Source organism: Sorangium sp. So ce1014 (assembly GCF_051521505.1).
Lineage (GTDB): Bacteria > Myxococcota_A > Polyangia > Polyangiales > Polyangiaceae > Sorangium.
In genome coordinates this window covers 2,496,299-2,513,594 of record NZ_CP150356.1, presented here as the reverse complement: position 1 = coordinate 2,513,594, position 17,296 = coordinate 2,496,299, and the positions used below count along the sequence as shown (strand labels likewise).

Below are 17,296 nucleotides of genomic sequence, written 5' to 3'. Positions count from 1 at the left end.
ACTCTTGGGCAGCGAATTCAGAACACCACGGGCCACGCTGGTTCCCTGGATCCGACCGCGACGGTCAACGCACCGGCTCGTACTCGAATGTGGCTGTTGAACCGACGGTCACGTCATACGAATCACCCAGCACTCGGAGCCGGTAGAGCGCGGCATGCTCCGCGTCCCACACCAGCAACCCGAGTCCGATGCGGTACGACTCGTCACTCTCATGGATCGATGTCCCGCTCAGGGATGCGAACGCGGTCCAGCTCGAGCAGCCATCCACGTCGGTCGGGATCTCCGCCAGCGCCGCGAAGGACGTCCCCCTCTCACAGATTGACTCGGCCGCAGTAGACCGAAGAGAAATCACCATCGCCCATCGGATACCAAGGTCTCCTGCATCAGACACGGTCCCATCTGAAAGGCGCACATACTCGCCGCCCCCGGCCTCCCGCGCCGTCAAGGTAACCGTTTTTGGCCACGTACCTGCATCAGGGGATGCGATTGAGCCCCCGCCGGCCCCGACAGAGGGTGCTGTTGAGCCCCCGCCGGCCCCGACAGAGGGTGCTGTTGAGCCCCCGCCGGCCCCGACAGAGGGTGCTGTTGAGCCCCCGCCGGCCCCGACAGAGGGTGCTGCTGAGCCCCCGCCGGCCCCGACAGAGTGCGCTACTGAACCAGTGTCGTCCTCTACAGTTGCGGCCCCTCCACACCCCACGGTCACTGCCAGCAGCGTGAAGCATGCTCCAGCGCACAATCGCCTACCGTATGTTCTCGACCGAGGTCTCATTGTCTGCGTCTCCATTTCTCTTCGCGGATCACGGCGGCAGCAGCTCTCGGTGAACCATGGGGCGCCCTTTGCTCGAAGCGTGCAGGCCGCTCCAGGCCGACCCGGCGACGAGGAGAGCGCTGGCAACGCCGCCGCGCGGGCCCGCGCGACGGCTGCTCAGGGGCGGCGTGGCTCAGCAGAGGAAGTTGAGGACGTCCTCGTTGAACTTTTCGGGGTTCTCGAGCCACATGAAGTGGCTGCCCCCCTCCTCGGCGCTGAAGATGATGAGCTCGGCGCCGGGGATCTGGTCGGCGACCCACTGCTGGGAAATGGGGTTGAAGATGCTCACCTCGCCTCCGACGACGAGGGTGGGCACGTCGATCCGCGGGATCACGTCCCTCCAGTCCTGCGCGGCCTGTTCCACGAGCAGCTTGGCGGCATACTCGCGCGGGAGCTTCAGGTTCTCCTCGACAACGAGGGCGAGCTGATCCGCCGGATAGCCGGGGCTGAACATGCTGGCCAGGAGGCCCTGGGTCGTGGGGATCCCGTGCGGGCCGCGCAGCCCGGCGGCCGTGTCGTAGAGCGATTGCGGGGTGAACACGGCCCCTGCCTCGGCCGCCTCTTCCGCGGACGCGTCGGGCCAGGCCGTCAGCGCCGGCCCCACGTCGACAAGGATCAGGCGGTCCAGGGACTGTCCCCCGTAGTTGTCCCAGTAGCTGTAAAGCACGCCGCACCCCATCGAGTGCCCGAGGGCGGTGACGTGCTTGAGCCTCATCCCGCGGATGAACTCGTACAGATCCCTGCTGAAGCGCGCCATCCGGTAGCCGTGGTCGACCTTCTCCGACTCGCCGTGGCCGCGCCAGTCGAGCACGAAGACGTGGTAATGCCGCGCGAAGGCGAGGATCTGCTCCCTGTACAGCGCCGCCGACTGGGACCACCCCGGCAGCAGGAGCAGCGGCTCGCCTCTGCCCGCCTCCAGGTAGTTGAGCGCGACCCCGTCCTCGGTCGTGAAGGTCCTGGCGCGGATGCGCGGCGCGGCGGACGCCTCTCCACCGAGCAGGTGCGCGACGGCCAGGCCCGCGCCGAGGCCCACGGCTTGCTTCAACACCTGGCGACGGGTACGGTCCGAGCTGGACGGATGTGCTCCTTGCTTCTTGTCGGTCATGACTCTTGATCTCCACTGCAGGGCGCGCGAGCACGAGGCTGTCCCCCGGACACAGCGCCGCCACGGCTGAAAGAAAGCAACCCGACGCGACCGCCGAAGTCGTCGGGATTGACGACCATGACCGGCGCGCCACCGAGCAAGCTGCACATGAGCGGGCGGCCGCGGCAAGCATGTAAACGCTATTTACAAAAAAACGTAAGCAAATCTCCGACACCGGCGCTTGCCAGCGTTCACCCGCGTTGGCCGCGTTGGCCGCGTTGGCCGCGTTGGCCGCGTTGGCCGCGTTGATTGCACGTCAACACCACGTGGTGTCAGTCCATGAACCGGACGCAGTGGGTCGGCGGGAGATGGCTGGAGATGGCCTGCCAGGACTCGCCTCGATCCTCGGTGATCCAGGGCGAGCCTGTGGTGGACCCGAAGGCGAGGCGATCGCCGCTGTCGTCGATGTCGAGCGCGTCAGGTGCGATGGACGGCGGGGTTACTGCCCCCTGCCCTCCTCAACCCCTTGCGCCTGCAGCGAAGCGCTCCTGCTCCGGCCCGGGATGTGCGTGCGGAGCGAGGTGAAGCTCACGACCACCAGCGCGACGGCGATGGCCACCGCGTAGAAGAAGTAGCTCACGGGCGGCTGCGGCTCGAGCGCGAAGAACGAGCCGCCGGCCACCGTGCCGAGGAAGCCGCCGGCGCGAGACACCGTCTGCGCGCAGCCCACGCCTGTTGCGCGGATATACGTGGGGTAGGAGTGCGCGCCCACCGTGTAGAGGAAGCTCTGCATGCCATTCATCGCCATGCCCGCGAGCGTGAGCAGCACGAGCGACCGGCCGTCGAGGCTGCCCACATTCTCCAGGAGGGTCACGCCGATGAGGAACGTGGCGACGGCGCCGACCGTCGAGAGCGCCCCACCCACGCGGCGCGAGCCCCACCAGCCGATCAGCACGGCGCCGCCCACCGCGCCGAAGAAGCCGCCGAAGTTGAAGAGCTTCGAGCCCTGCAGCGACTCGGCGGTGCCCATGCCCGTGGAGGACAGCACCGTGGGCAGCAGGTTCACGTAGGAATACAGCGCGAGCGTGTTGAACGCGAACGCGGCCCAGAGCAGCAGCGTGGTGGAGCGATAGGTGGGGTCGAGCAGCGTGGCGAGCCAGTTGCCGGGCGGCGCCGGCAGCTCGGCCACCACGAAGCGCTCGTCGCCGGTGAAGCGCCGCTCGCGGAACAGGCGGTTCAGCAGCCTCGCGAGGCGGCCATGCAGGTGGGGGCGCTGCGCGAGGTACTTGGGCGACTCGGGCAGCAGGAACATCGCCACGACGAAGAGCACGAACGGCAGCGTCGCGCCGATCCAGAACACGCTGCGCCAGCCGTACAGCGGGATGACCCGCTGAGCGACCGCCGCCCCGAGCATGCCGCCCAGCGGCACGGCCACCATGGCGCACGCCACGGCGACGCTGCGGGCGTGCTTCGGGGTCCATTCGGAGATCATCGCGGCCGCGAGCGGCGTCACCCCGCCGAGGCCGATGCCCGTCACCACGCGCCAGACCGTGAGGCTGGTGAGCGAGCCGGCATGGGCGCAGAAGAAGGACCCGAGGGCCAGGAACGCCATGCAGGCGATGTAGGAGCTCCTGCGCCCGATGCGATCACCGGCCCAGCCGAGCACCACCGAGCCGATGGCCATGCCCACCAGGCTGCCGGTCAGGGCCGGCGTCAGCGCCGCACGGGCGATCCCCCACTCCTTCAGGACCTCGGGCGCCACGAACGCCATCGCCTGCAGGTCGAAGCCGTCGACCAGCATGATGATGACGGTGAGCACGGTAATCGCGAGCGGCAGCCCGATGTACTTCGCCGAATCGATGAGCGAACCGATCTCGATCTCGTTCTTTTCCATCTGGCCTGCTGCTCGATCGACGCGACGGGGTCGCACCTCCTACTCGCTCTGGCCTGGCGCGTCCATCGACCGCCTCCGCGCCCGCGACCCGAAGCAGCGGTTAGCCACCGGCGTGATCACTCATCACATCATGACGGTCGAGCATCCGCAGGGGGTCGCCGATCGCATCGTGCGGTTCGCGAACCTCGTTGGCCGGGAGAACGTCATCGCCGGGTCGGACTGCGGGTTCGCCCAGGCCGACCCCATCCAGCGCGTTCACCCGTCCGTGATGTGGGCGAAGTTCGAGTCCCTCGCGCAGGGCGCGCGGCTCGCCACCGAGGAGCTGTGGGGGCGCGAGGCGTGACGCGCTGAACGCGCCGCGCGGGCGCCGCCGGCGACGCCCGGAGGGGGGCGCCCGGTCAGCCGCCGCGTCCCCACGCGTGCGCCGGGGCGCGCCGCGCCTCGAACCAGCAGAACGTCTCGCGCACGTGGAACGCGCCGCCGTCGCCGTGCTGCTCGGCGAACCGCGAGAGCGCCGCGGGCTCGATGGCCCGCGGGTCGAACCGGTCGTGCGTCGTCGCCTTCCACCACGTGAGCAGCGCGTCGAGCGTCGGATACACGTGTGTCCCCTGCTGCTCCTCCAGGCGGCTCAGCTGCAGGCCGGCGCCCTCGACGTGGTGCGCGATCGCCGCGGCGTCCTCGAAGGCGAAGTCCCGGAGGATCTTCTCCCCCGAAGGGTCCGCGAGCCGCGAGAGCTCCCCGATGAGCACGGGGAGCGACGAGACCCACTGGACGAGGATGCGCCCCGCGGGGTGGATCAGGCCGCGCATCAGGCCGAGGACCGCCCGCTTGTCGCGGATCCAGTGGAACACGAAGTTCGAGAAGACGAGATCGAAGGGGCGGTCCAGGGCGACCCCGCCGAGGGTCTCGGCCGCCCCCACGTGGAACTCCAGGTTGGGCGCGCCGGCGGTGTGGCGGGCGAGCGCGATCCGCGCCTCGTCCGGATCGACCCCGACGACGCGCCCGTCGGGGCCCACGAGCTCGGCGAGCCGCTGCGTGAGGGCGCCTGTGCCGCAGCCGAGGTCGAGCACGAGCTCGCCCCGCCGCACGCCGGCGAGCTCGATGAGGCGCTCGCCGCGCCCCTTCTGCCAGAGGCTCCCTCTCCGGTAAGCCTGCGCGACACGGGAGCTGGTCATGGCTTTCGTCCTTGCGTCGGCGTCACCGTCGAGGTCCCGAGGAAGGTCACATCTCATGTCGCAGCCCCGTGATCGAAGCGCACGGCGACGAGGTAGCCGGAGCCCCGGACCACGTTCGCGGAGTGCGGGACGCCCGGCGGGATCCAGATGCTGGTGCTGGTCGTGACGTGGTGGACGCTGGAGCCGAGCTCGATGCGGTATTCGAGGCCCGTGGGGTCGGGGAGGATCAGGTTGATCTCCGGGCCGTCGTGGGTGTGCAGCACGGTGTAGTCCCGGCGCGCCGGCTCGGCGCTGTCCACGCGGTGGACCGCCAGGTGAACCGGGAATCCCGCGGCGAAGAACCTCCGGATACACTCGACGTCCTGATGAAACGCGACCGCGGACAGCGGGCTCGGCACGTTGGCGCAGAGGACCGCCTCGTCGAGCCGCTCCTCGGCAGAGATGGACCTCGTGAGGAGGTCGAGGATCGTGATCGGCACCGGCGCAGACATCATGATGCTTCGTTCCCCGGGGCGATGGCGCGGCCACCCCGCCCGCCCGTGTGTGTTGCGAGCCAGCGGGCCATCAGCAAGGCACATGCCGCCCGGCGCCCCTCGCCGGCGTGACATCCCTTGACGCCGACGAAGCGCGCCGACGCGGCAACCCCGGCCGAAGCGGGCGAGCCGCGGCGCACGTCGGGCCGAGGGCTCGACCTCTGCGCCGGGCGAGCCACCGTGACATGTCACGGTCGAGGGCGTGACATGTCACGGCCGAGGGCGTGACATGTCACGCTCCGACCGTGACGTCGCGCGCCGCCGGGTGGCCGGGTGCGTAGGCTCGAAGAAATGCGCGCACCCCCTCGACGACGACCTCCCGGACGCGGGAGTCATCCGTGGCGATCGCGGGTCCGAACGCGTTGGCGGCGAGCAACAACGTCAGCGCGATGAAATGATCGGCCGCCAGCCGGGGGTTCGGCGCGTCGAGCAGCCCTGCACGCGCAAATTCGACGAACCGCTCCGCGATCGCCTCTTCCGGAGCGTTCATCATCCAGTGGTCGCGACCACGCAGCTGGGGCAGATGAACGGACTCCATCGTTACCAGTCGGATGAAGGCAAGGTAGTCCACCGAGCCGAGCATCTCGGTCACCATCCGCACCGAGAAGGTGATCAGGGCGTCCTGCAGGTCCGCGACGTGCGTCAAGCTGTCCTCGATGGCCCGTCGGATCGCCGCCATGAGCAGCTCACCTGCGGACTCGACGACGGCCAGCAAGAGAGCCTGCTTGTCGCCGAAGTAGTCATACACCGTCCTCTTGGAGACACCGGCGCGAGCGGCGACAGCGTCGACGCTCGAGCGGTCGAACCCGTCGGCCAGGAACAGCTCCCGGGCCGCCACGAGAATGGCGGATCGCTTTTGCGCAGACCCTTCACGGAGAGCCTTCTGTGTGCCGGTGGAGGACATGCACCTCCAAGCATAGCCGAGTTCGACCTCTATTTTCCCCTGGCTTTTCTACACTACACGGTGTAGTGTAGTTGACGTCGGAGCTCCCCTGGGGCCGAGTGGACCGCGGTCGCCCGCTGCTTGGCCTGCCTCATGGCAGCGGGCGGGTCGTGCCGATCTCTCGAGGACAGGTCCTCCGCCGGTGCGGGCTCACACCGAAGGAAGGCGGACGCATGACGACTTCGCGGAACAAGAAGATCCTGATCTCCGGCGCGAGCATCGCCGGCCCCGTACTCGCGTACTGGCTTCACAGGTACGGCTTTCAGGTCACGGTGGTGGAGAAGGCTTCCGCTGTGCGCAGCGGCGGCTACCCCATCGACATCCGGGGCACCGCGGTCGACGTCGTGAAGCGCATGGGCGTGCTATCGCGCATCGCAGCCGCGCACATCGATACACGCAAACTGACGTTCGTCGATGGCGACGGCGCGCTCGTCGGGTCGATCCGGCCCGAGGCGCTCACCGGCGGCAAGGAAGGCCGGGATCTGGAGGTGCCTCGCGGAGACCTCACGACGGTGCTTTACGACGCCGTCCGAGATGACGTCGAGTTCCGCTTCAACGACTCCATCGCCGCCTTGAACGAGCACGGCGGCGGCGTCGATGTGCACTTCCAGAGCGGCCTGCAACGCCCCTTCGATCGGGTCATCGGCGCTGACGGATTGCATTCGAACACACGCCGGCTCACCTTCGGGCCCGAGGCGCAGTACCACCGTTATCTCGGCTACTGCTTTGCAGGTTTCACCGTCCCCAACACCCTCGGGCTCTCTCACGAGGGGTTCGTCAGCAACACGCCCGGGAAGGCCGCCGTGCTGTTCGCGGCCGGCGACAGCGATCGCCTGCACGCCTTCCTGACCTTCGCCCGTCCCCAGCCTCCCTTCTCGGAGTTCGCCGACATCGAGGCGCAGCGAAGGTTGACCGCCAGTGTCTTCGCCGGCGCCCGCTGGGAAGTCCCGCGGATGCTCGCCGCTCTGCAGGAGGCCACCGATGTCTACTTCGACGTCGTCAGCCAGATCCACATGCCTCGATGGTCGAAGGGGAGGGTCGCCCTGGTGGGAGATGCGGCCCACGCTCCGTCGTTCTTGTCGGGCCAAGGCACGAGCATCGCCATGGTCGGCGCCTATGTCCTGGCCGGGGAGCTGGCTACCCATTCCGACCCCGGCGCCGCCTTCGCCTCCTACGAGCGCATCGTCAGGCCGTTCGTCGAGGTGAACCAGTCGCTCGCCAGCGACGGCGGCGCCAGTATCATCCCCGCCACATCGCGAGCGCTGTGGCTCCGGAATCGAGCGCTCCGGGTGGCACCATGGCTGGCGCGCACGGGCCTCCCCGGTCGCAAGGGCCGGAAGGCATCGACGGCGCTCACCCTCCCCCTCTATGGTGTCTAGGCCAGAGCGCTGGGCCCGTGCTCCAGCGGAAACCCCGCTCTGCCGGCCGGATCGTGCGTCGGCGCGCCCTGACTCGAGGCGCGAAGCGCGCGCTCAGTTCACGTCAACGTAGAAGTCGACGCTCTTCAGGTTCGTGATCGGGCCCTCCCAGATCTCGAACCCGACCTCCCGTGTCCGCGGGACTGGAGACAGGCTTGCGGTCGCCGAGCGATGACGCGTCCCTCGCCCGCGCGCCGCACGACCGAGCGCCCGGCGCGGTTGATGACGACGCCGGCCAGCCTGCAGCAGGCGACGCGACGGCTACAGGCGGCGCGTTGGGCCAAGCCGGAGATTCGCTCGGCTACGAATCAGCCTCACGAAACTAGGCCACGTCGTCCCGGCGGCGCGAGCATGCGGCCGGGACGATGAAACCCTCACCCTGGGATCGGCTGAACCACGACGGCTCGCCATCGCGGCCGCCGCACCCCGCGACGCTGGCGCAGCCGATGGCTTTGCCGCCGCACCCCGCGACGGCGATGCAGCCGAAGGCCTTGCCGCCGCACCCCGCGACGGTGGTGCAGCCAAAGGCGCTGCATCCGGCGAGGGTGCCGGGGCGCACGCTCCGCACGTCGGGGACAGTCCAGCCCATGGAAGACTCAGGTCCTCAGAGAGGCCACGCGCTGTACGAATCGATGCTGCGCACCGAGAAGGGAAAGGACCTCCATAAAGAGGCCGATAGCGCGTGTCCCTATGGTGGATATGGCATCAATTTCTCCGACAGGCCCACGCAGACACTCGGAACGAACATCAACATTTGCGTCGCCGACGGCTCACCTACCGATATCCTCTACGACATCGTCCAGGAGCTCTGGAACATGGCGAATCGCGCGAAGTTCAGAGCTCTGCGAGAGCACCCCCCGCAGCACGAGGGGCGCCCGGATGGCCTACAGCACGCGGTCAACATGGAGCTGCTCGAGAGGGGCGCGGTGCGCATCTACAAGGCGATCGCGGCGCAGTTGAAGCTGCCGCTCAACGTGTTCGTTCAAAGAACCGACGGCATGACCTCGTGGGATTACATAAATTACATGGCTGAATTCAACAGAGAGCATCTATTGCAATATGCCCGAGAGGTGAACAAGAACTTCGACCAAGAAGTCAGAAACTGGAGCGGTGAGGACAAGTGAGCCATCGCGCTTCGTGGCGCGGGAGCATCCCGCTTCTGGACGCCCAGAGCAGGCCGAACGTACGTCCCACGTGTCCTGTGCCAACGACGCCGATTTTCACGTCCACACTCCCTTCGAGCGATCGATCGCTCCGGAAACCGCTTCTCATCTGCACCCCCGAGTGCGCCCACCGGTCCCGGTGAGAGGGGCTCAGAACGTGCAGGTCGGCGTGGGGCCGGCGGTGAAGGGCTCCCAGCGGACGTCCTCGATCGCCATGTCCATCGGCGAATCCGAGTAGATGAGGAAGGGCGTGTTGACGTTGGTGATGTCGAGCCCGTTGTCCGTCAGGCACTTCAGCGGGACGGAGACCTCGTGCCACTGCCCGTCCGCGATGGAGGTCAGCGTGTCGGCGATGTTGATGTCGCCGAAGCAGGGGTACTCGCAGTGGGCCGACAGCGTGACCAGCGTGCCCTCGGGCGGAGCATCGACGCGCGCCCGGAAGACGATCGATGCCTCCGAGTTGTAGTAAGGCGACAGATCGACCCCGGGCACGCCCGCCGAGACCTGCGCGTAAATCTGGCCCGTCGCGCTCCAGGTCACCTGCTTGGCGCTGCCCTGGATCTCGCCGTCGACCGTGCTCACGCTGACCTCGCCGTCGGGCAGGGTGGCCCCCATGCCCACGTCAATGCCGCCCCAGTTCGAGGGGCCGCCGATGCGCAACACGTAATCGCCCTTCTCCTCGCCATCGACGAAGATCTCGAGCGGCTCGTTCGTGGTGCCGGCCATCCCCGGGTCCGGGGCCGCGCAGCCGTGGCCCGTGGAGACCTCGGGCAGATCGTCGCCGAGCACGTCGGCGTCGGCGGTCATGAGGCCATAGCCATACGGGAAGAGCGGCTGCTCGCCGTCTCCCTTGTTGATGGGCGTCTGGCAGTCGGCCGAGGGCCACGAGAACGACAGCTTGCCCTGGAACTCGTGATCGCCGAAGAGCACGTCGGCGACGCCGCCGCCCTCGCTGCCCGGCAGCCAGGCCGCCACGAACGCGTCCGACCGGTTGATCTCCTTGTTGGTGTGGAGCGGGCGGCCCGACACGAACACCGTCACGATGGGCACATTCGGCGCCTGGGCGCGGATGGTGTCGATGACGGCGAGGTCCTCGGGGTGGACGTTGGCGTGCTCGAGCGTCTCGAACTTGCCGATGTCGCCCTGGCCCTCGGCGTAGGGCGTCTCGCCGATGACCACGATCGCGGCGTCGAAGGTGTCGGCCGCGGCGGTGCCGTCGGGGCTCAGGGTCGCGGTGCCGTTCATCCCGGCGCCCGTGATCGTCTCGTTGACGCCGGTGTAGATGGACTGCGCGTTCGGGAAATCGGCGTTTGTGTTGCCGGTGCCCTGCCAGGTCAGCGTCCAGCCGCCGGACTGGTTCTGGATGTTGTCCGCGGTCTTGCCGGCCACGAGGACGTTCATCGACTTGCTGAGCGGCAGGACGTCGCCCTTGTTCTTGAGCAGGACGAGCGACTTGCGCACGGCCTCGCGCGCCACGGCCCGGTGCTCCGGCGCGGCGAGGAGCGTGGCGTCGCCGGCGACCGACCGGGTCGAGGGGGCGCCCTTGTTCGCCCTGGGGCCGAAGAGGCCGGCCCGCATCTTCACGCGCAGGATCCGGGTCACCGCGTCGTCGATGCGGGCCATCGGGATCTCGCCGCTCTGCACCTGGGCGAGGGTGTTCTCGATGAACGCCATCCAGTCGTTGGGCACCATGATCATGTCCACCCCGGCGTTGATCGCCGCGGCGCACTGCGCGTTGTTACAACCCGGGAGCTGGCCGTGCCCGTTCCAGTCGCCGACGACGAAGCCGGTGAAGCCGAGCTGGCCCTTGAGGATGTCGGTGAGCAGGTACTGATGGCCGTGCATCTTGTCGCCGTTCCAGCTGCTGAACGACGCCATCACGGTCTGCGCGCCCGCCTCGAGCGCGGAGAGGTAGCCCTGGGCGTGGATGTCGCGCAGATCCTCCTCGGAGCAGACGGTGTTGCCCTGGTCCTTGCCCTGCTCGGTCCCGCCGTCGCCCATGAAGTGCTTGGCGGTCGCGACCACGCGCGTGCCGCCGAACAGGTCCGCGGTGTCCGCCGGCCGGCCCTGCAGGCCCCGGACCATCCGGCCCGCGTAGCTCTTCACGATCTCCGGATCCTCGGAGTAGCCCTCGTAGGCGCGGCCCCACCGGTCGTCCCGCACCACGGCGAGCGTGGGGGCGAAGGCCCAGTCGAGCCCGGTGACGGCGACCTCGGTGGCGGTGATGGAGCCGATCTCCTCGATGAGATCGGGATCGTTCATGGCGCCGAGCCCGATGTTCTGCGGGAACAGCGTCGCGCCGATCACGTTGTTGTGGCCGTGCACCGCGTCCACGCCCCAGATGACGGGGATGCCGAGGTGCTCGCCGGGCGCGCCGCTCGTGTCGGTGGAGGCCGTGTAATAGGCGTCCGCGAGGGCGACCCAGTCGGCCACGGCCGCGTGCTTGGAGCCGCCCGGCCAGGAGCCGCCGCCGTTCAGCACCGAGCCGATGTGGTACTCCCAGACCTGGGCCGGCGTGATCGCCAGGATCTCGGGCTGGACCATCTGGCCGACCTTCTGCGCCACGCTCATCTGCGCGAGCAGCTCGGTGACGGCGTCCTCGATCTCGGGGTCGAGCGGGATCTCGCTCGTCGCCATCGGCCATTCGACCGACGCGGTCTCGCCGCCCGCGCCGCCGCCACCGCCGGTGCCGGTGGTCGTGCCCGCGCCGGAGCCGCCCCCGCCGCCGGTGCCGGCGGTGCCCGTGGTCGTGCCCGCGCCCGAGCCGCCCTCGCCGCCGCCGCCGCCGGTGCCCGTGGTCGTACCCGCGCCGGAGCCGCCGCCGCCGCCGCCGGTGGTCGTGCCCGCGCCGGAGCCGCCCCCGCCGCCGGTCGCGGTCGTGGCGCCGCCGCCCGACCCGCCCGCCCCCGTTGGGTCAGCCGGGGGATCTGTGGCGTCGTCCCCGCAGGCGGGAACAGGGATGGTCAGGGCTGCGAGCAGCAGCCATTGGGCGTACCGGTTCCAATGCTTCATGCCAGCACCGGAGCATCGTCCCGGCGCAGTGGGGCGTCAAATTAATACTCCCGCAGGCTGCGGAGTGAAGGCTGCCTCATCGTCGATGCATGGATAAGCTGTTGATACAGCGTCACTTTTCCAGGGGGAGCGGCTCGTGTGGAACGAACTCGGTCACCTGCGAACGGGCGAGGTCGGTCAGGTCGTAGAGCACGCCGTCGGGCGGATGCTCCGAACCCTCCGGCGGCACGGGCATCTCGAGATCGAGCACGACGTCGAGGAGGACGACGAGCCCGAGGCAGCGCTCTGCGCCTCCGCCGTCTCAGGACGAGAGCCGCGCCACACGTCGTCGCCCCGCAATGGCTCCGCGGGCTCTCGCCGTCCTCTCCGAGCGCGCTCACGTACGACAAGCCGCTGTGCGCTGCGCTCGATGGCTTCACCTTGCACGCAGCGACGCGCACCGGTGCGCACCATGCCGCGGCGAGGGAGGCGCTGCTGCGTTACGTGCTGCGACCCCCGATCGCAAAGGAGCGCGTCGAGCCGCAGCAGGACGGCCTGGTGCGGCTCTCGCTCAAGCGCGCCTTCGCTGACGGGACTGTCGCGGTGGACATGGATCCGCTCTCGCTCCTGTGAACGAGCTACACGGCAGAGAGGACTTGACGAAACGCTGGGTGCTGTCAGGTGGGAGCGTCCTTAAAACCAGGAAAATGCGCATGGTGCTCGTACCGCGAGCTGACAAACTCGAAATCCGCGGAAGGGCTGCGTGCGATGTTGAACGGATCCACGTCCAAGACGCCTCTGCGCGCGCTGCATTCCTTTCTCACAGAGGGGGCCGAGGATGAGCATGGTACGAAGAGCCGTGTCAGCATTCGTCGCGCTGGCTGTCGTGGTCGCAGGATCGCGCGCTGCGCGCGCACACATCATCGACGTGCCGGAGGACTACCCGACGATCCAGGCCGCCGTCGACGCGGCCGGGAACGGTGACAGGATCCGCGTCGCCCCGGGCACGTACCACGAATCCATCGTGTGGACCGGCAAGGCCATCGCGCTAATCGGCGCCGGGCCGGACGCATCGATCCTGGATCCGAGCCCCGATCCAGGCGGCCGGTGTCTGACGCTGGTCGACGTCTCCCATGGCAGCCGGGTGGAAGGCTTCACCTGCCAGAACGGCATGACCGACGCGACAAGTCCGGACGGCGGCGGGATGCTGATGCAGGGGGGCAGTCTGCAGGTGAAGAGGGTCATCTTCCGCAACAATTCCGCGTTCGGGAACGGAGGTGGCGTGTGGATCGACGGGGGCGACGTGACCGTGCACGACGCCAGCTTCCTGGCCAACGAGGCGGCCCTCGCCGGCGGCGGACAGGGCGGTGGGCTGGGCATCACCGGCGGGAGCCGGGTGAGATTGGTGCGAGCCCTCTTTTCCGGCAACTTCACCAACCCCTCAGGAGGCGGGCTCGCCGTCCTTGACGGCAGCAGCGCGTGGGTGATCGAGTCCCGTTTCGAGGCAAATTTCGGCAGGAGCGGAGGCGGGATCTGGTCCGCCGACAGCGAACTCAGGGTGTCCGGCTCCGTCTTCTTCAACCACGGCATCGACTTCGGCGGGGCCGCGATCGGCGCCGGCAACAGCAGCGTCGAGGTGGCCGATTCGACGATCGACAGTAATAGCTCGGAGCGCCGTGAGCACGCGATCAACGTCAGCGGGAGGCTGGCGATGCTCCGGTCGAGCGTCACCGGCAACCTGGGTGGCGGAATCGCGTCCCTCGGCGACCTCACGGTGCGCGACTGCTCGTTCGCGAACAACACCTCAAAGACGGGTGGAGCGATCAACGCCACGGGTACTGCGCGCGTGACCAACAGTGTCTTCCTCGCCAACACGGCGGACGGCGTGGGCGGCCTCGGCGAGATCGAGGCGCTGGGCGGCGCGATCTATGCAGACGGCGACGTGAGCGTGACGCACTGCACGTTCTATGGCAACAGGGCCGAGGGCTACGTTCCCCCCGACGATGGCGGCGGGATCTACCTTTTCTCCGGGAGCACGACGGTGCTCAACTCCATCCTCTGGGGAGATTCGCCCAATGAGATCGCGGGCCCCGGCACCGCCTCGATCACCTACAGCGACGTGATGGGCGGCTACCCCGGCACGGGCAACATCGACCAAGACCCGCTCTTCATCGACCCTGCTGCCGGCGACCTGCACCTCCAGGTCTGCTCGCCCGCCCGGGATGCCGGGCTCTTCACCAGCTCCCTGCCGCCGACGGACCTGGATGGCAATCGGCGCGTCGCGGGGGCCGCTCCCGACATGGGCGCCTACGAGATTCGCCGAGGAAGAAGAGGGCGTTGAATGACCTCGCAGGGGTGCGAGGCTCGCCCCTGGGTCGTACACGCGCCGTAGGGGCACCACGAACACCGAAGGCGCTCGCGCGACGCGCGCTGGGGATGGTCGGCCCATCTCGCGGCCGTGGCTGCCGGAGGGCTCAGGCGCGTCAAGGGTGGCCGCGCCGGGGCGCGGCGGCTACGCCGCCCTTGACCCGCCCTCCGCGCTCCGGCGACCGTCCCGTGCGGGCGATGGGCGAACGGAGCCTCCGGCGGGGGCTCCGGGCACCGGATGGCCATCAACCAGCGCGAGCGAAAAAGGGCCCAGGACCATCATCTAGCCAGTTCGGTAGCACACCTGCTCGGTAATCGGGATCATCGGCGTGGACAGCTCCGCTAGCCGGCTCTGCTGCACCCGGATGCTCTCCTCCTGCAACGCTGCCCACCCTTTCGCTCTGCCGCGCTACACTTCCTCGCGCTGCGATCCGGCTTGATTTGCCTACGCGCAGCAATCGTTGCGTGGACGGCGGGCCCTGGCAATCGGAGCGACGCCTCCGGCAGCGCGTCCGCCGCGCCCCCTCCAGGCGCCCCCGACCCACGGAAAAGCGGCGACTGCCGCCGGAATTCGACGGATCTATACTATGGCGCTGGACAGCATTTGGGCCTTGCGGCGCAGAGCCGATCCGTAAGATCTTTGTGGATTAACCCGCCATTTTAGCCTCCGGCCGCGGCTGAGTGTCAACGTTGGGCCGGCCGAGTGCGGGGACGCAGGCACAATCCCGAAACAGGCGGCAGCGCATCGAAGGGCTCGGCAACAGGGCGGCGAGCGAAGGAGAATCCTTCAGCGCTGCGCCGCCAGGCCAGGGCGCCGACCCCGATCGGTGATACCGCGGGCCCTTCACCAGTCTCCGCGCGAACTGGCGCGGCTCCGCACCGCGCCTCTCGGCGCGCTCATGGCCGACCTCGGCTCGACGCCGGCTGCCTGGCGCGCGCGAGCACGGCCGGTCCGGTCAGGGGTTGGCTCGCTTCGGCCCCTGGAAGCACACCACCCTGTCGGTCGCCACGCCTTCGCCGTCCCTCGGGTGGGCGCAGGCGACGAGCTCGTCGTGCCCGCACCCGCTCACCTGGAACACGTCGAGATTGTCGAGCGACTTCCTCGTCTCCGCGTCCTTCTCGGCGCGGTCTGCGTTCCACTTGGTGAGCCGTGCCGGGTCGTCCTTCACCTCGGCCGGCGGGGTCTCCTGCGCCCCCCCGCCGAGCACGACCGTGCTCCACTTGACGTCGGTACGCTCGCGCACCTCGACCCTTTCCTCCGGGCAACTATACCTCTCCGCGAAGTCTTCGCGGGCGCCTGTCTTGAGCCGCTTGCAGCCGGTGCTGGAGAGCACCACAAAGACAACCAAGAGGCAGTTCGAGAGCACCGCTCGCATTGTCAAATACTACACGAGCCAGTCTGCCGGCGGCAACGGCTGGCAGGCCGGTCATCCCTTGCTCAGCGGCCGCGCGACCTGGACGATCTTCTCCCGCGCAGACCTGTACGCCTCGTCGTCGTCCGTGGCGGCGGGCCAGAGCAGCTCCATGTACCCGGGCTGGACCTCGAACGGCAGGGGCTTGGTCCGAAGGTGCGGCTTGACGGCGCGGATGTCGGCGGCGACGATCTCGGGCACGGTCGCCAGCATCGCGGTGCCGTCGATCAGCGCGCCCAGGCTGGAGAAGGTCGCGACGGAGCACCGGATCCTCCGCGTCTTGCCGAACAGATCCTCCACGAAGCCGCGCAGGTCCCCGTTGTACGAGACGATGACGTGATCGTGCGCGAAGTACTGGGCCTCCGTCAGCTTGCGAAGGCGCGCGTGTCGCGGATCGTACAGGCAGGTGTAGCCGGCCTTCAAGAGCCGCAGCCGGCAGACGTTCGAAGGTAGATCGTCGGCGACCGTGATCGCCGCGTCGACGCCGCCCGCGAGCGCCGCGCCCACGGTGCGGAGCTGCACGGGCACGGCGACGACGCGCGTGCGTGGCGCCTCGCGCTCGAGCACGCGCAAGAGCGGCGGGAGCAGCCACACCTCGGCCGTGTCCGAGAGCCCGAGGCGGAGGGTGCGCTCGCACGTCTTCGGCTCGAAGGTCGCGGGCGCCAGCGCGGCCTCGATCAGGGCGCCGAGGTGCGGCTTCAGCGACGCGCGCAGCCGTTCGCCGCGGCCCGCCAGCGCGAGCCCGCGACCGCTCCGCACGAAGAGCGGCGCGAACCCGCGCGCCAGGCCGGTCGCCACCGTCTCGAACGCGGACGTCACGCCGAGCGGCCGCTTCGCGGTTCCCATCGCGAACGTCTCCAGCGCTCCGATCCCGGCAATCTCCGGTGCCCAGCGCGTGCCTCCCTGCGTGCTCATCGTCGCGCTCCTTCGATGTCCACGGTGGTCACCGTGCGTTCGGGGCCCTTCTTCTTTGGCAAGTCGAGCTTCTCCCACGCCGTCATTCCGCCGAGGACGTTGACGACATCGCTGAAGCCGCGGCGACGGAGAATGCTCGTCGCGAGGCCAGCGCGGTGCCCGACGCTACAGACGAGCTCGATGCGGCCATGACGCGGCAGCGCGGGCTGGATCTTCTCGAAGTGCTCATCGAGGCGAGCCGGGCAGGTGGCCCGACGCGAACGCCTCGGGGTCGCGCGCGTCGAGCACCAGCCCCTGCTTGGTTTGCGGAAGCCGTCGACACCCAAGGACCCACCACGTGGCTCGTCCAGCGCCCCCTCCCCGCCGGCATGGGAAGAGGGTCGGCTGGGCATCGCCGCCTACGCGCGGCCAGCTACGGCAGCCTACCCGGTCTACGCGGGCGAAGGAAGCTGCCGCCGAAGGCGGCTTCGTTCGCTCTCCAGGAGAGAGCGTGGCCTCCGAGACCGTGACTTGACCGGGGTCGAGCCCGATCCCGACACAAGTGCAGTTGCCATCCATGGTGGAGAAGTAGACATGGCCCGTCCGGGAGCCCC

16 protein-coding genes are annotated in these 17,296 nt (G+C 68.9%); 5 read left to right on the top strand and 11 right to left on the bottom strand.

Going from position 1 to position 17,296, the window contains the following annotated elements; genetic code table 11:
- Window positions 1–64 precede the first annotated feature (64 nt).
- The 3 genes from WME75_RS09645 to WME75_RS09635 all read right to left on the bottom strand — a co-directional run bounded on the left by WME75_RS09645 (window position 65) and on the right by WME75_RS09635 (window position 3,786).
- Window positions 65–355, bottom strand: coding sequence for a hypothetical protein (locus WME75_RS09645; RefSeq protein ID WP_437488879.1), 291 nt, complete (start codon window positions 353–355; stop codon window positions 65–67).
- A 586-nt stretch (window positions 356–941) separates the two neighbouring features.
- Complete coding sequence (locus WME75_RS09640) at window positions 942–1,856, bottom strand: alpha/beta fold hydrolase (RefSeq protein ID WP_437488876.1); 915 nt, start codon at window positions 1,854–1,856, stop codon at window positions 942–944.
- Between the two features lie 535 nt (window positions 1,857–2,391).
- Window positions 2,392–3,786 carry an MFS transporter gene (locus tag WME75_RS09635; protein ID WP_437488873.1) on the bottom strand — a complete coding sequence of 465 codons (1,395 nt, stop codon included), beginning with the start codon at window positions 3,784–3,786 and terminating at the stop codon, window positions 2,392–2,394.
- 130 nt (window positions 3,787–3,916) lie between these two features.
- Here WME75_RS09635 and WME75_RS09630 point away from each other — a divergent pair, with 130 nt between their 5' ends.
- Window positions 3,917–4,129, top strand: a complete 213-nt coding sequence (locus tag WME75_RS09630; protein ID WP_437488871.1) for a hypothetical protein — start codon at window positions 3,917–3,919, stop codon at window positions 4,127–4,129.
- 55 nt (window positions 4,130–4,184) lie between these two features.
- On the opposite strand, the gene WME75_RS09625 is transcribed toward WME75_RS09630, so the two are convergent.
- From WME75_RS09625 to WME75_RS09615, 3 genes are all read right to left on the bottom strand, one after another.
- Entirely contained in the window at window positions 4,185–4,961 is a 777-nt protein-coding gene (locus tag WME75_RS09625; protein ID WP_437488868.1) for a class I SAM-dependent methyltransferase, read from the bottom strand.
- A gap of 53 nt (window positions 4,962–5,014) precedes the next feature.
- Window positions 5,015–5,455 (bottom strand): hypothetical protein, encoded by a 441-nt coding sequence (locus WME75_RS09620; protein WP_437488866.1) that lies wholly within the window; start codon window positions 5,453–5,455, stop codon window positions 5,015–5,017.
- A gap of 271 nt (window positions 5,456–5,726) precedes the next feature.
- Complete coding sequence (locus WME75_RS09615) at window positions 5,727–6,398, bottom strand: TetR/AcrR family transcriptional regulator (RefSeq protein ID WP_437488863.1); 672 nt, start codon at window positions 6,396–6,398, stop codon at window positions 5,727–5,729.
- Window positions 6,399–6,610: 212 nt separating this feature from the next.
- Between WME75_RS09615 and WME75_RS09610 the strand changes: the two genes are divergently transcribed.
- Together WME75_RS09610 and WME75_RS09605 are read left to right on the top strand one after the other, a co-directional pair.
- Complete coding sequence (locus WME75_RS09610; RefSeq protein WP_437488860.1) at window positions 6,611–7,816, top strand: FAD-dependent monooxygenase; 1,206 nt, start codon at window positions 6,611–6,613, stop codon at window positions 7,814–7,816.
- Window positions 7,817–8,220: 404 nt separating this feature from the next.
- The gene (locus WME75_RS09605; RefSeq protein WP_437488857.1) at window positions 8,221–8,979 is read left to right on the top strand and encodes a hypothetical protein; all 759 of its coding nucleotides are present in this window, start codon (window positions 8,221–8,223) and stop codon (window positions 8,977–8,979) included.
- A 189-nt stretch (window positions 8,980–9,168) separates the two neighbouring features.
- Here the strand turns inward: WME75_RS09605 and WME75_RS09600 are convergent, their stop codons facing one another.
- Together WME75_RS09600 and WME75_RS09595 are read right to left on the bottom strand one after the other, a co-directional pair.
- On the bottom strand, window positions 9,169–12,030 hold the full coding sequence (locus WME75_RS09600) for a glycoside hydrolase family 3 protein (RefSeq protein ID WP_437488854.1): 2,862 nt from the start codon (window positions 12,028–12,030) through the stop codon (window positions 9,169–9,171).
- A 112-nt stretch (window positions 12,031–12,142) separates the two neighbouring features.
- The gene (locus tag WME75_RS09595) at window positions 12,143–12,280 is read right to left on the bottom strand and encodes a hypothetical protein (RefSeq protein ID WP_437488852.1); all 138 of its coding nucleotides are present in this window, start codon (window positions 12,278–12,280) and stop codon (window positions 12,143–12,145) included.
- Between the two features lie 170 nt (window positions 12,281–12,450).
- Between WME75_RS09595 and WME75_RS09590 the strand changes: the two genes are divergently transcribed.
- Window positions 12,451–12,642 carry a hypothetical protein gene (locus tag WME75_RS09590; RefSeq protein ID WP_437488849.1) on the top strand — a complete coding sequence of 64 codons (192 nt, stop codon included), beginning with the start codon at window positions 12,451–12,453 and terminating at the stop codon, window positions 12,640–12,642.
- Window positions 12,643–12,868: 226 nt separating this feature from the next.
- On the top strand, window positions 12,869–14,350 hold the full coding sequence (locus WME75_RS09585) for a right-handed parallel beta-helix repeat-containing protein (protein ID WP_437488846.1): 1,482 nt from the start codon (window positions 12,869–12,871) through the stop codon (window positions 14,348–14,350).
- Between the two features lie 982 nt (window positions 14,351–15,332).
- Here the strand turns inward: WME75_RS09585 and WME75_RS09580 are convergent.
- The 3 genes from WME75_RS09580 to WME75_RS09570 form a co-directional block, all read right to left on the bottom strand.
- The gene (locus WME75_RS09580; protein WP_437488843.1) at window positions 15,333–15,620 is read right to left on the bottom strand and encodes a hypothetical protein; all 288 of its coding nucleotides are present in this window, start codon (window positions 15,618–15,620) and stop codon (window positions 15,333–15,335) included.
- 183 nt (window positions 15,621–15,803) lie between these two features.
- A complete protein-coding gene (locus tag WME75_RS09575) occupies window positions 15,804–16,703 on the bottom strand; it encodes a LysR substrate-binding domain-containing protein (protein ID WP_437488841.1) in 900 nt (299 codons plus the stop codon).
- The gene (locus tag WME75_RS09570; RefSeq protein WP_437488838.1) at window positions 16,700–17,095 is read right to left on the bottom strand and encodes a rhodanese-like domain-containing protein; all 396 of its coding nucleotides are present in this window, start codon (window positions 17,093–17,095) and stop codon (window positions 16,700–16,702) included. Before WME75_RS09570 ends, WME75_RS09575 begins: the two co-directional genes overlap by 4 nt.
- Window positions 17,096–17,296 lie beyond the last annotated feature (201 nt).

Coding starts and splice junctions, on each gene's coding strand:
- WME75_RS09610 (WP_437488860.1), top strand. CDS start 6,611: ATGACGACTTCGCGGAACAAGAAGATCCTGATCTCCGGCGCGAGCATC.
- WME75_RS09615 (WP_437488863.1), bottom strand. CDS start 6,398: ATGTCCTCCACCGGCACACAGAAGGCTCTCCGTGAAGGGTCTGCGCAA.
- WME75_RS09575 (WP_437488841.1), bottom strand. CDS start 16,703: ATGAGCACGCAGGGAGGCACGCGCTGGGCACCGGAGATTGCCGGGATC.
- WME75_RS09620 (WP_437488866.1), bottom strand. CDS start 5,455: ATGATGTCTGCGCCGGTGCCGATCACGATCCTCGACCTCCTCACGAGG.
- WME75_RS09625 (WP_437488868.1), bottom strand. CDS start 4,961: ATGACCAGCTCCCGTGTCGCGCAGGCTTACCGGAGAGGGAGCCTCTGG.
- WME75_RS09635 (WP_437488873.1), bottom strand. CDS start 3,786: ATGGAAAAGAACGAGATCGAGATCGGTTCGCTCATCGATTCGGCGAAG.
- WME75_RS09605 (WP_437488857.1), top strand. CDS start 8,221: ATGAAACCCTCACCCTGGGATCGGCTGAACCACGACGGCTCGCCATCG.
- WME75_RS09645 (WP_437488879.1), bottom strand. CDS start 355: ATGGTGATTTCTCTTCGGTCTACTGCGGCCGAGTCAATCTGTGAGAGG.
- WME75_RS09630 (WP_437488871.1), top strand. CDS start 3,917: ATGACGGTCGAGCATCCGCAGGGGGTCGCCGATCGCATCGTGCGGTTC.
- WME75_RS09570 (WP_437488838.1), bottom strand. CDS start 17,095: ATGCCCAGCCGACCCTCTTCCCATGCCGGCGGGGAGGGGGCGCTGGAC.
- WME75_RS09600 (WP_437488854.1), bottom strand. CDS start 12,030: ATGAAGCATTGGAACCGGTACGCCCAATGGCTGCTGCTCGCAGCCCTG.